The organism is Aquamicrobium sp. LC103 (genome assembly GCF_001014615.2).
GTDB lineage: Bacteria > Pseudomonadota > Alphaproteobacteria > Rhizobiales > Rhizobiaceae > LBCQ02.
The window spans coordinates 15,144-27,912 of the sequence record NZ_LBCQ02000022.1 but is presented as its reverse complement, the minus strand read 5'-3'; the positions used below and the strand labels follow the sequence as shown (position 1 = coordinate 27,912).

Annotated in this window: 13 protein-coding genes; 1 reads left to right on the top strand and 12 read right to left on the bottom strand. The window is 63.7% G+C overall.

Features of this window, described 5'->3' with window-relative positions; translation table 11 throughout:
* Positions 1–114: 114 nt before the first annotated feature.
* The 5 genes from XW59_RS29065 to XW59_RS29045 form a co-directional block, all read right to left on the bottom strand.
* The gene (locus tag XW59_RS29065) at positions 115–396 is read right to left on the bottom strand and encodes a DUF1488 domain-containing protein (protein ID WP_047148288.1); all 282 of its coding nucleotides are present in this window, start codon (positions 394–396) and stop codon (positions 115–117) included.
* Positions 397–398: 2 nt separating this feature from the next.
* Complete coding sequence (locus XW59_RS29060; RefSeq protein ID WP_047148289.1) at positions 399–683, bottom strand: hypothetical protein; 285 nt, start codon at positions 681–683, stop codon at positions 399–401.
* A 142-nt stretch (positions 684–825) separates the two neighbouring features.
* On the bottom strand, positions 826–1,134 hold the full coding sequence (locus XW59_RS29055) for a hypothetical protein (protein ID WP_047148290.1): 309 nt from the start codon (positions 1,132–1,134) through the stop codon (positions 826–828).
* Positions 1,131–1,427, bottom strand: a complete 297-nt coding sequence (locus XW59_RS29050) for a hypothetical protein (protein WP_246666270.1) — start codon at positions 1,425–1,427, stop codon at positions 1,131–1,133. The genes XW59_RS29055 and XW59_RS29050 overlap by 4 nt, the downstream gene beginning before the upstream one ends.
* A gap of 82 nt (positions 1,428–1,509) precedes the next feature.
* On the bottom strand, positions 1,510–1,719 hold the full coding sequence (locus tag XW59_RS29045) for a cold-shock protein (protein WP_047148291.1): 210 nt from the start codon (positions 1,717–1,719) through the stop codon (positions 1,510–1,512).
* Between the two features lie 537 nt (positions 1,720–2,256).
* Between XW59_RS29045 and XW59_RS29040 the strand changes: the two genes are divergently transcribed.
* Entirely contained in the window at positions 2,257–2,451 is a 195-nt protein-coding gene (locus tag XW59_RS29040; RefSeq protein WP_047148292.1) for a helix-turn-helix domain-containing protein, read from the top strand.
* A 95-nt stretch (positions 2,452–2,546) separates the two neighbouring features.
* On the opposite strand, the gene selB is transcribed toward XW59_RS29040, so the two are convergent.
* The 7 genes from selB to fdnG form a co-directional block, all read right to left on the bottom strand.
* Positions 2,547–4,574: a selenocysteine-specific translation elongation factor gene (selB, locus tag XW59_RS29035; protein ID WP_047148293.1), complete on the bottom strand. Its 2,028-nt coding sequence runs from the start codon at positions 4,572–4,574 to the stop codon at positions 2,547–2,549.
* The gene (locus tag XW59_RS29030; protein WP_137327121.1) at positions 4,571–5,335 is read right to left on the bottom strand and encodes a tetratricopeptide repeat protein; all 765 of its coding nucleotides are present in this window, start codon (positions 5,333–5,335) and stop codon (positions 4,571–4,573) included. Before XW59_RS29030 ends, selB begins: the two co-directional genes overlap by 4 nt.
* Positions 5,322–6,722 carry an L-seryl-tRNA(Sec) selenium transferase gene (selA, locus tag XW59_RS29025; RefSeq protein WP_047148295.1) on the bottom strand — a complete coding sequence of 467 codons (1,401 nt, stop codon included), beginning with the start codon at positions 6,720–6,722 and terminating at the stop codon, positions 5,322–5,324. Before selA ends, XW59_RS29030 begins: the two co-directional genes overlap by 14 nt.
* Before the next feature lie 222 nt (positions 6,723–6,944).
* A complete protein-coding gene (fdhE, locus tag XW59_RS29020; protein WP_047148296.1) occupies positions 6,945–7,862 on the bottom strand; it encodes a formate dehydrogenase accessory protein FdhE in 918 nt (305 codons plus the stop codon).
* 76 nt (positions 7,863–7,938) lie between these two features.
* Positions 7,939–8,649 (bottom strand): formate dehydrogenase subunit gamma, encoded by a 711-nt coding sequence (locus tag XW59_RS29015; RefSeq protein ID WP_047148440.1) that lies wholly within the window; start codon positions 8,647–8,649, stop codon positions 7,939–7,941.
* A 41-nt stretch (positions 8,650–8,690) separates the two neighbouring features.
* Positions 8,691–9,668 carry a formate dehydrogenase subunit beta gene (gene fdxH, locus XW59_RS29010; protein ID WP_047148297.1) on the bottom strand — a complete coding sequence of 326 codons (978 nt, stop codon included), beginning with the start codon at positions 9,666–9,668 and terminating at the stop codon, positions 8,691–8,693.
* Between the two features lie 14 nt (positions 9,669–9,682).
* Positions 9,683–12,763: a formate dehydrogenase-N subunit alpha gene (gene fdnG, locus XW59_RS29005; protein ID WP_082137786.1), complete on the bottom strand. Its 3,081-nt coding sequence runs from the start codon at positions 12,761–12,763 to the stop codon at positions 9,683–9,685.
* Positions 12,764–12,769: the final 6 nt, after the last annotated feature.

Below are 12,769 nucleotides of genomic sequence, written 5' to 3'. Positions count from 1 at the left end.
ACACAGGTGGCGGGGCGCTGAACATTCTGGCTCCCATTACCCAGAGAGCGAGGCCCGCCAGTGTTGACTAGAGAGGTTTGGTGACGGGTCTTATGCGCCTATGCATGAACGTTTTTACTGGTGCGATGTCGGGCGCTGCAAGTCATCAGATGTAAGTACGTAACTGATCCGGCGTCGGCGCAAATAGGCCGCTCTCGCTGCGTCGAGTATCAAGCCGCGGGATGCATCAAAGGCGTGTAGACAACTCGTTTCTGACATTTCTTGGCCGCCCGGTCCCGCAAGCGCTTCGACCTCAATAAAAAACGGTACCTCGAACATGCCGTCATAACCCAGGAAGCGGATAGCGTCCCGTCCTTCGTCATAGCTACGGCTGCGATTTGGAAATGTGAGCGCCATGTTCAGGGTCCCTTGGAAATACCAATTCGATCACCGGAGCAGTCAACCTCGAACCGATTTGACAGTGTTTCGTTCGAGTTTGTCAGTGAAACCCATCGAAGAACCGTTCCTGATAGATCCATCACCGCTATGGCATCCGGCTTCTGCGGCATCTCCAGCGACGTAGCCAGCGAGGCCGCGATTTCAACGGCATCGTCGGGGTTGGCGACCTCGCGCCGCGACCGCCCGATCAATGCGCGCGCATTATCTTCCCGCCGAACTCGATAAAACTCGATCACCACCTTCATTGCCAACCTGCCTGACTAGGGTTGATGCTTTCTCTTGCCACGAACCTCGTTGGCGCCAGCGGCGAGCTTGATCTGGTTGGCGAAGGTGTTCTCCGCCTTTGGCGCGGACTTGAGCTGCTTCGGCTTTCGAATTTCGCGATTGCTACGTTTTTGTCCTTTGGCCACCGGAAAAGGTCCTTTCGATAAGCGTGGAGTTGCCCTTGGATGTCTTCGTCAATTCCAAACTGTCCTGTGCGGCCACTCGTTCATGGCGTTCGCTCTCGCTTCGAATGCGATATTGGGGAGAGTTATCGCGCGGCGGCAAGGTGGCGGTGATCTGATAGGTATCGGCCGCGTCGATCGACATGCCATTCCACCGCTTCAGCCTTACGACCTGACCTACCTTGAAACTATGTGATTCCGTCTCGATGCGCGCGGCACGAGGGCGCGGGTGTTGCCTGTTGGGGTTCATGTCCGTAAACGATCCTTCTTCAACGCGTCTTCCAATTCTGCTGGATCAATCTGCAGCACCTGTCGCGGCCTGTTTCCAGGAGCGATCGCAGGAAGGTAGATAAACGTAGCGGTGCAATGCCACGCAAGCCGGGAAAGTCCGTCGATCAGCTCTTCCTCTTTTTCGACACGATATTCGCCCGCCGGCTGCTGAACGTCGAATCCCTGCAAGAAGAATGACAAGTTAAATTTCACCACGGTCTGTGTGGTCCGTTTCGGCGAGAAAACAGGTGCAGGCATATCGAATGCCTCCATGATGGCGCTTTGCCGAACGTCGCTCCCAATTTGAGCGCCTAGGCGTAGTGTGCAAATTTCGGTAAGAAAGGCGAAAGAGCCGCTATGCGCTTTGCAGGTTTTGCGCAGCGCTTTTGCCTGAGCGATCGTCCCTCACGATATCGAAGCTTACCTTCTGTCCTTCGGCGAGCGAGCGCAGACCCGCGCGTTCCACCGCGGAGATATGCACGAACACATCAGGATTGCCATCATCCGGCGCGATGAAGCCGTAGCCCTTGATGGGATTGAAGAACTTTACCGTTCCAATGTTCATGACGATTCCTTTTCGATCGACATAGGATTCCAGGCTTCGTGCCGAGTGCACGACGCCTCACTTCACCGACATTGAAAGAGAAGATCGTCAGATGCGCATGTGCGCATAAACAAGGTTCGATAACAAGATCGATGATAGGACACTCAGGCCGGGTTCGAACCGAGTCAAGAGCCATTTCATTTATGATAGTTCAATGAATTCTGCCGCAGGGCGCAACGATCAGCGCTGCGACAGCTACATATATATAGCGGAATATGCGCTCAATTCACAGGCGTGTCACCTTATATTTTAAGTTCCACTTTCCGGAAGGGGGAAAATGTATCCAAGCCCTCGGATTCGTCCACGTTGCCCTTTCTGCAGTCGTGGCGACGCTTGAGACCGCCGGCGTGCAGTTCATCCCGAAGAGTGGCGGCGGGCCGGGTGTCAGGCTGAAAGCGCTTCCGGGTGAAACTGGTAGGGGCGACCCTACTAGTTCCGATGGGCGCCCGCCTTTGCCCGACTCGAAATGGTTGCCCACCCTCTGTCGAAAGGAACACCATGCAACAACAGCCGGAAGATGACACTACGCTCAATCTAATCTGGGGTGCCGAACGCATAGCGGCCTTCATCAACCGCAGCCCGCAGCAAACCTACCACATGCTCAGCAAGGGTCTCATCCCAGGTCGCCGGATCGGCGAGCGTTGGGTGGTTGATAGGCGCGACCTGGTCGCATTCTTTCGGCAGAACATGTGACGAACACGTTGCTACCATTTTGCTACCCAACTCGGTAGCACAAGTCGTTTCATGAAAGGACAACGCGGGATACGCGCAGCGTGAAAGCCTGACAATCAAGGGCTTTCAATGTCAGGGCGGTATTCTTTGGGGTGCTCGCGCTCGAATTTGAAGTCCGGACGCCCCACCGGGGACGATTCTCTTCCATTGTCCTCTCCGGCCGTCGTCTGGCCAAACAGATCGAGCCGATGCGGGTTGAGCCGGCGTATGTCGCCACGCCGCAGCGTCACCCCGTGGCGATCGAGAAACTCCAGAATCTCAATAGAGACCTTACGTCCGTTTTCCAACCGGTCGCGGAGATCGGCGGCGATGAACTCGCCCTTGGCCTTGCCCGCGGCGACATCCCGCAGGATCGTGACGATCTCGGCCATCACGGGCCTTGCAAAGAAGAAGTCATGCGCAACCTCATGCACCAGACCCATTCGGCTCGCCCGTTTCAGAATGGCGCGCGTGCGCGCCTCGGGCAGGTCGAGCATGGTTGCGAAGTCGCGTGTGCGGGGCGGCCGGAACCGCTCCTCGCCTGTCAGATGCGGCTTCACCAGCCCCCAGACGCCTTCGTCCTCGGCGGAGAAGCGCACGACATGGCCCGGTCGCCGCACCCATGCGCCGTCGAGCGAAACTTCCCCCCGCCGTTGCAGGCCTTGCAGGATCATGCGGAAGACCGGCGCGGGCGGCCGTATCTCGCCCAACATGCGCAGGCGCTCCAGGCCGATGCCCGGCTGGTCCGGATTTTCCGCATGGTAGGCGTCGAGATCGGCGAGCAGGCGCTGGCGCAGGCGCAGCCAGCGTGCCGGAGCCATGACCATTGAGCCCGTATCGGGCGGGATGCGTATCGTGTCGCTGGCGAGCGCGGCAGTCTCGTCTTCGCCCAGTGCCCGGTCGCGGGCAAAGGTTGCGATGTCCAGAAGATAAGGCGGCGCGTCGAGCAGTCGGGCAAGGGCCGCGGAGGGAGTGGTAATGGCCATCGCTTCCAATTGCGCGCGACGCTCGGGCGAGCGCCGCCGCCGCGAAGGTGCGCGCAGGTCGAGGAAACGCCCGCCGCCGATCGTGCGCCGGGCAGACGTGTCGCGAATGACGAAGCGGTCGCCAGCAGCGCCGGCAAGCGGCCGCTCCAGCACGAGCTGGACGAAAGCCTGTTCGCCGGGCGCGATGGGCTCGTCACGCAGGAGAACGACACGCGCCGGTATCTCGGAGGCGGCATGATGCAGATGCACCGGAAACCACTGTCCCACCGGCTTCGCCTCGCTGGCGAGCACCTTCAGTTCCGCATCGATGCGCGCGGTGGGGGCATGGAGCGCGGGGGCCACCACCATGTCGCCGCGCATGATGGCGCCCCGGCCGATCCCTTCGCCCGTGAGGTTGAGCGCGCAGCGATCGCCGGCGCGGCCGCGCTCGGCCTTCTCGTTCTGCGCATGGATCGAGCGCACGCGCGCGCCGAGGCCGGATGGACTCACCGTCACTGCATCACCGATGCCGACCTCGCCGGAAAGCACCGTGCCGGTCACAACCGTACCGGTGCCCTGGATGACGAAGGAGCGGTCGACGGCAAGGCGGAAACAACCCGATGCGCTGCGCCTTCCGTGGGCAAGGGCTGCGGAAGCGAGCCTTTCCTCCAGTGTGGCGACACCCGCCCCTGTGGTGTTCGATACGGCGAGGATTTCCGCCGCTTCGAGGCTGGTACCCGCCAGCAGCGCCTCGATTTCGATCTCGACCGCCAGTAGCCTGTCCTCAGTGACCAGATCGGACTTGGTGATCGCGACGATGCCCTGACGGATGCCGAGCAGATCGATGATCGCCAGATGCTCGCGCGTCTGCGGCATGACGCCGTCGTCCGCCGCCACGACCAGCAGCGCGAAGTCGATCCCGCCGACGCCCGCCAGCATCGTGTGGATGAAGCGCTCGTGACCCGGCACGTCGATGAAGCCGATGCGAGCGCCGTTTTCGAGCGTGCGGTAGGCGAAACCGAGATCGATCGAGATGCCTCGTGCCTTCTCTTCCTTGAGTCGATCGGTCTCGATGCCGGTCAGCGCGCGCACCAGCGACGTCTTGCCGTGGTCGATATGGCCCGCGGTGCCGATGATCACGGCGCACCACCCGTTTCGAGCCGGGCCGCGCGGCGCGCCGCCTCGTCGCGCTCGGCTTGCGACAGTTGGGTCGTGGCCGCCGGGATGAATTTGGCGGCGAGCTTCGAGCCGCCGTCGCGTGCCCGCAGGAGCCAGGCGAGCGCCGTCATGGGATCGGGCGCGACGCCGGCTCCGGTGAGATGGGCCGCGCCCAGCATCGCCTGCGCGTCGGCGTCACCCAGCCCCGCTGCCTTGCGCCACCAGCCAAGGGCCGCCACGGGATCGCGTTCGACGCCAAGCGCGTCGTGATGGAGATTGCCCAGGCGGGTCATCGAGGCGGCGACGCCTTGGGCTGCCGCGCGCTCGGCGTGAAGCCGCGCCTGCTCATAGTCGCCCTGCTCGGCGAGCATCCAGCTCAGCATATCCTGCGCGGCCGCATCGCCCTGATCCGCCGCGAGGCGGTAGAGCCGCATCGCCTCCGCATCGTCCTGCGGCACGCCCTCGCCACGAAAGTGCAGGGTCGCCAGGTTGCGCTGCCCGACGGCATCGCCCGCTGCGGCGGAGAGCTTCAGCCATTTCGCCGCGATCCCGGCGTCGGGCGCCACGCCGTGACCGCCGGAAAAGCAGGCCGCGATGTTGTTTTGCGCGCGCGCATTGCCCGTCCGCGCCAGGGGCTCCCAGATCGACAGCGCGGCCGCGTAGTCGCCCTTCTGCGCGGCCGCGAGCGCCGTAGCCATGGCGTTTTCGGCCGGCGCGCGGCGAAATCGCTCAAGCCAGCCCATTGCCCAGCCCGCCGAGGTTGGAGGCGAAAGCATCGGCGTCTTCCAGACAGCGCAGGTCGAGCACCAGCGTACCCTCCGCGATACGGCCGATCACCGGTATTGGAAGCGCGCGAAGTGCTGACGCCAGCCGCTCCAACGCGGTCCCACTGCCGTCGAGCGGCCGGATCGCGAGCCCGGCCGAGGCGAGCGTATCGAGCGGCAAGGCGCCTGAGCCTATCTGGCTGGCACAATCCGCGACCTCGACCTCGAAAGCAGGGCCGAGCGCTGCCGCGACGCGCCCTTGCAGGGCGCGCGCGAGCGCCGCGATCTCGTCGTGCCTGCGAGCGAGAAGACGCAGGGTAGGCAGCCTTTCGGCGAGACGATCGGGATCGCGATAAAGCCTGAGCGTCGCTTCTAGTGCTGTGAGCCGCAGCTTGTCGACGCGCAGCGCACGCTTCATCGGGTTGCGATTGATCGCAGCGATCAGGTCTTTCCGTCCGACGATGAAGCCCGCCTGGGGTCCGCCGAGCAGCTTGTCGCCGGAGAAGGTGACGAGATCTGCCCCTTCCGACACCGCCTCGCGAACCGTCGGCTCGCGCCGCAGTCCCCACCTGGTGAGATCGACCAGGGTGCCGGAGCCGAGATCGTTGACAAGCGACACCCCGGCCGCACGCGCCAGACGCGAGAGCACCGGCGCCTCGACCTCCTTCGTGAAGCCTTCGATGCGGTAGTTCGACGTATGCACCTTCAGGAGGAGCGCGACGCCGTCGCTCTCCAGCGCGGCCTTGTAGTCCTTCTCATGGGTACGGTTGGTGGTTCCGACCTCGATCAGCCGGGCGCCCGCACGCGCCATGATGTCGGGCATGCGGAAGGCGCCGCCGATCTCGATCAGCTCGCCGCGCGAGACGATCGCGCCTCCGCCATGGCCGGCCAGCGTGTTGAGCGTCAAAAGCACGGCCGCGGCATTGTTGTTGACGAGCGTCGCATCCTCCGCTTCGGTCAGCTCGCAGATCAGGGCGCGCAGATGGTCGTCGCGCTCGCCGCGCTTGCCGGTATCGAGATCGAACTCCAGCGCGGCGGCGCTGCGCATCGCCTCGACCACGGCCTCTATGGCGGTTTCGGCCAGCAGCGCGCGGCCGAGATTGGTGTGAAGCACGGTGCCGGTCAGGTTGTAGACCGGGCGCAGGGATGATTTCCCGGAGGCTTCCAGATCCGAAAGGAGCAGCGCCCCCAGCGTCTCGGCATCGCGCGGCGGCGAGCCTGCGCGCACGGCTTCCCGCTCGCGTTCGAGCACGTCACGGGCGGCGCGCGTGGTTTCCGTCCGGCCGAAACGCTCGGCAGCGGCCTGCGCCGAGGAGACTTTCAACAGCGCATCGACCGACGGGATGGCACGGAAATTCACGTTCATGATGCCGGTTCCGGCGTGCGTGAATTACTCGGGGGACTTCCTGTTTGGACGGTGCCAATACCCCCACCCTTAACCCCTCCCCACAAGGAGGAAGGGGGCGTCGGCGTCTCGGAATCTCCCTCCCCCTTGTGGGTAGGGGTTAGGGGTGGGGGTGTGTCGGCCCTTCGCTCTGAAAGGTCCGAGGGTACGGATGCGCAATGAACCATCAGCCGCGCCTTTTCCCTAGTATCCGAGCAGGAAGGGGTTGAACGCGCCGCGCCGGAACCGCGTCTCGCGCATCAGCAGGTCGATGCCGAGGCTGCCCACGTCGTCGGCGAAGGGGTCGAGCGAGACGTCCTTCTGCTGGTTGAATATTTTCACATAGCGACCGCATTCGTCGCAGGTCTCGGCCTTGATGGTGCCGGGGCCGTCCGCGATCTCCTGATAGCGTATGCCCTTGGTGGAAGAGCAGATGGCGCATTTGATGCGAACATGATGCCACAGCGTGCCGCATAGCGCGCAGGAGCAGAATCGCGCCCCGCCTGCCTGCGGCCAGCCAACGATGACGGATGAGACGGGCGGGCCGCCGCAGGCGGGGCAGGCACCGTCGCCCACCGGCTTCAGTCGGCGCTCGGGCAGCATGGAGGCCGCGCGCGCGAAATGGAGCTGGAGGGCGGCCGCCACATAGGCGTGCTCGGCCACGGATTCCACCGGCACGGAATCGGCCATCAGATCGGCGACCATCGTGGCCATGCGAGCGTCGTCGGCCCCGCGCGCTGAAGCGAGCGCGGCCTGCGCGGCAGCGGGCTTGTCGATCTTTTCGATCGCGCCGAAGAGCTGCTCGTTCAACGATCTGAATTTCGGGTCGGGCCGAAAGCCCGAACGGTCGAGCGGCGGCATTCCGTGCTCGATCGCGCGGGAAATGCGTTCCTCGTCGGGAGCTTCCGGCTCGCCCAGCGTCTCGGCCAGTTCCGTCTGCGCCTCGGCGATGCCGCCGAGAAAGGCGAGATATGGGCCTATGCCGTCCGGGCCTGAAAGCTGACGGAACCGCTTGGCGCGACGTTCGAAAAGGCGGGCAGGGCGGGGGACACGGGCGAAGGGGGGCGTCTTGGCTTCGCCAATCTCTGTCATGTCTCCCGCGACGGGAATTCTACGGGGCATTCAGTCCTCCACGAACCGCACGGGCCACGCGGCATCTTATGCAGTAAGGCCCGGCGCTGTCACGCCGGGTGCATCGTCATTCCTTTCGCGCCTTCCCGTCCGTTCCGGCGCTGCCGTCCTTCCTGCCGTAGGCCGCGAGCGCGCGCAGCCATTTGCGGTGGTGACGCCAGGCCCAGCCGCCGCTCACCGAGCCGCGGGTCATGGCGCGCAGCGTGCCCTGTACCCAGAAGGCGGCGTAGACGTGGATGATCCACACGCAGATGATGACGACGGCCGCGATCGAATGGACCAACACGGCGACGCGCATCTGCGAGACGGTCAGATATTGCGTGAAATAACGCTCCCACACCGCCAGTCCGGACGCGATGAGGATGATGATGAGCACCGACATCGCCCAGAAAACGAATTTCTGGCCGGCATTGTACTTGCCGACTTCCGGAAGTTTTTCCTCCTGGTTCGAAAGCACGTCGCCTATCTGCGAAGCCCACTGAACGTCCTCGCGACGCGGCAGGTTGAGCCTGAAGAAGCGGATGAAAAGGCCGGTGAAGGAGAAGAACAACACCACGCCGATCCATGGATGCAGCATGCGCGTCATCTGCCCGCCACCGAAGAGCGCCGTCAGGAAGAAGAGCGAGGGGTGAAACAGGGCGAGGCCCGAAAGAGCCAGCAGGATCAGGCTGATTGCCGTGATCCAGTGGTTGATGCGCGCCCATTTCGTGTAGCGGTCGACCACGACCTCGCGGCCGACGCGAAGCCGGTCGCCACGGTCGATGTCGGCCCGCGTCACCTCGGGCGCCGGCCGGTTGTGTCCGTGCATGGTGCTGTCGGTCATGACAGAGGCTCCTTGCTCGGATCGAGAGGCTCCGCACCCGGTGCATGCTCGGCGAGGCGGCGGGCCTCCTCATCGTCCTCCACCGTAACACGGTTTCGTCCCGAAATCGCCATGTGGACGAAGCCGGCCGCGGCCGCGAAGCCCATGACGGCGAGGCCGGCATATTTGGTGACGCCCTTCCAGGCCTCCACCAGCGGGGAGATGCGCGGATTGTCCGGCAGGCCGGCATAGATCGACGGCTTGTCGGCGTGATGCAGAACATACATGACATGCGTGCCGCCGACGCCGGGCGGATCGTAGAGACCGGCATTGGCATAGCCGCGCGATTTCAGATCCTCGATGCGCTCGGCCGCGTGCGCCTTCATCTCCTCCTTGGTGCCGAACACGATGGCCTTGGTGGGGCAGGCCTTTGCACAGGCAGGCCCCTGTCCAACCGCGATGCGATCGGAGCACAGCGTGCATTTGTAGGCGCGATTGTCGACCCTGGAGATGCGCGGGATGTCGAATGGACAACCCTTCACGCAATAGCCGCAGCCGATGCAGTTCTCCTTTACGAAATCGACCACGCCGTTGGAATACTGCACGATCGCGCCAGGGGCCGGGCAGGCCTTGAGGCAGCCCGGATCGGCGCAATGCATGCAACCATCCTTGCGGATGAGCCATTCGAGATTGTCCGTCTCCGGATTCACCCACTCGGTGAAGCGCATCAGCGTGAAGGTGTTCGGCGTCAGATCGTGCGGATTGTCGTAGACGCCTCTGTTGATGCCGACCTCCTCGCGCAGGTCGTTCCACTCCAGGCAGGCCGACTGGCATGCCTTGCAGCCGATGCATTTCGACACGTCGATGAGCTTGGCCACCGGCTCGAGCTGGCGGGCCGGCGCAGGCACCGACGAGGCCGACCGGCGGATGTAGTCCTGCGGTCCGATCGTCTGCTGGGTGTCGGGCGCGACGGGCGGATTGACGTTGATGGTCATGGTTCAATCCTCCCTCAAGCCGTGGCCGGTCCGTCGGACCGCTCGATGTTCACCAGGAACGCCTTGAATTCCGGCGTCTCGATATTCGCATCCCCCACGAAGGGGGTCAGCGAGTTCGGCCCCATTCCGTTCTTGGCGGCACCCGTGAAGCCCCAGTGGAGCGGGATGCCGACGATGTGGACCGGCTTGCCGTCGCAGACGAGCGGCTGGATGCGCTTGGTGACCACGGCCTTGGCATGGACAGAGCCGCGCTTGTTCCAGACCCGGCACCAGCCGCCTTTCTCGATGCCTTTCTCGGCGGCGAGCTCCTCCGAAATCTCGACGAAGAATTCGGGCTGGAGAACAGCGTTCACCCAGACATGTTTCGTCCAGTAGTGGAAGTGTTCGGTGAGGCGGTAGGAGGTCGCCGCGTAGGGGAACTCTTCCGCATCGCCGAAATGCTCGCGGTCGCTCTCGAAGACGCGCGCCACCGGATTGCCTCGGATCGCCGGCGCGACCACGTTGGCGATCGGCGCCTCGAAGGGCTCGTAATGCGCCGGGAACGGCCCGTCGCGCATCATGCCCCGCGAGAAGAGGCGCGATTGCCCTTCGGGGTTCATGATGAACGGCCCGACGTCACGCGGGTTGGAGGTCGGCGGAATGTCCGGCACGTCGTAGCCTGCCCATTTCGTTCCATCCCACTCGATCAGCTTGCGGGACGGGTCCCATGCCTTGCCGTCGAGATCGGCCGAGGCGCGGTTGTAGAGAATGCGACGGTTGGCAGGCCAGGAGAATGCCCAGTTCAGATAGGCGCCCGTATCGTCGGGATCGTTGTTGTCCCGCCGCGCCATGTTGTTGCCCGCGTCGGTGAAGCTGCCGGAATATATCCAGTTGCCGCAGGCGGTCGAGCCGTCGTCGCGCAGGGCGGCGAAGCCCGGCACCTGCTTGCCCGCCTCGACGAGCACCTTGGTCGGATCGTTCGGGTCGCGCAGGTCCGTCACGGCATAGCCGTTCATCTCGCGCGCCATCTCGTCGGCCTTGGGATCCTCCGGGTCGGCATAGGGCCAATGCAGGTTCAGGATCGGGTCGGCGAACTTGCCGCCCTCCTCCTGATAGAGCTTCTTCAGGCGCTGATAGAGCTGCGCCATGATCCAGGTGTCCTGCCTGGCATCGCCCGGCGGGTTCTGAGCCGGCCAGTGCCATTGCAGCCAGCGGCCGGAATTGACCAGCGCGCCCTCGTCCTCGGCGAAGCAGCTCGTGGGAAGCTGGTACACTTCCGTCTGGATCGAGGCCGTGTCGACGTCGTTGAACTCGCCGTGGTTTTCCCAGAACCGTGCCGTCTCCGTCTCGAGCGGATCCATGATCACCAGATAGTCGAGCTTCGACAGCGCCCGCGTGATTTTGCCGCGATCAGGGAAGGACAGGAGCGGATTGAAGCCCTGGCAGAAATAGCCGAACATCTGGCCCTGATCCATCATCTCGAAGGCGCGCAGGACGTCGTAGGCTGCCAGGTCGAGCTTCGGCAGGTAGTGATAGGCGAAGTCGTTCTGCGGCGTCGCCGCCGAGCCCCACATCGCCTTCTGGAAGGAGATGAAGAACTTCGGATAGTTCTGCCAGTAGCTGACCTGGTTCGGCCGCAGCGGCTTGAAGCCGCGCGAGCTTATGTAGGTCGCGTAGTCGACCTCCTTCTCGGTCGGGATGTTGAGATAGCCCGGTATCAGGTTCGACATCAGGCCGATGTCGGTTAGTCCCTGAATGTTGGAATGCCCGCGCAGTGCGTTCATACCGCCGCCGCGCACGCCGATATTGCCCAGGATGAGCTGCAGCATCGCCATGGTGCGGATGTTCTGCGAGCCCTTGGAATGCTGCGTCCAGCCAAGCGCATACATCGACGTCATGGTCTTGGTCGGCGTCGAGCATTCCGAGATCATCTCGGCCACCCTCAGGAACTTGTCCTTTGGCGTGCCGCAGATGCGCTCGACCATCTCGGGCGTGTAGACAGAGGCGTGCTCCTTGAGCAGGTTCCAGACGCAGCGCGGGTTCCGCAGCGTCTCGTCGGTGACGACATAGCCATCGTCGCCGATCTGGTAGTCCCATGTCGTGCGGTCGTAGTCGCGCTTCTCGGCGTCGTAGCCGGTGAACAGCCCGTCCTGATAGGCGAAGCCGTCCTTGATGAGATAGGCGGCGTTGGTGAAGGCGCGCACATAGTCCCACTGCACCTTGTCGTTCTCGATGCAGTAGTTGATCACGCCGAGAAGGAAGGCGATGTCGGTCCCCTGCCGGATCGGCGCGTAATAGTCCGACACCGATGCCGAGCGCGTGTAGCGAGGATCGATGACGATGAGCTTGGCGCCGCGGTTGGCTTTCGCCTCCGTGACCCATTTGAAGCCGCAAGGATGCGCCTCGGCGGCATTGCCGCCCATGATCACCACCAAATCCGTGTTACGGATGTCCGTCCACGAATTCGTCATTGCACCACGACCGAAAGTTGGGCCCAGACTGGACACCGTGGGGCCGTGTCAGACTCTCGCCTGATTGTCGAAAGCCACTATGCCGGTCGACCGAACGACCTTGTAGGTGAGGTATGCCGTCTCGTTGGTCGTCGCCGATGCGGCCAGGAAGCCTGTCGTCGTCCAGCGGTTCACCGGGACGCCGTCCATGTTGCGTTCGATGAAGTTGGCGTCGCGGTCGTCCTTCATGCGCCGGGCGATGCCGTCGAGCGCCTCGCTCCACGAGACTTCCTCGAAGCGGTCGGAGCCGGGGCGGCGTACCTTGGGCTTGGTCAGGCGGGTCTCGGCCTTGATGAAGTCCATCAACGCCGCGCCCTTGGGGCAGAGCGTGCCGCGATTGGTCGGATGGTCGACGTCGCCCTCCAGGTGAATGGCCTCGGCCGTGCCCTGCGTGATATCGCCTTTCGAGTAGATGATGACGCCGCAGGCGACGGAGCAATAGGGACACGTATTGCGCGTCTCCGTGGTGCCCGCCAGCTTGTATGGCCTCAGTCCCTCCACGAAGGCGGCCTCGGCTTCCCCGAAGCCGAAAGCGCCGAGCGTCGTTACCGCGACACCCGCGCCGACTCCCTTGAGGAAGCTGCGCCGTGAGATTTCCATGTTCATTCGGAG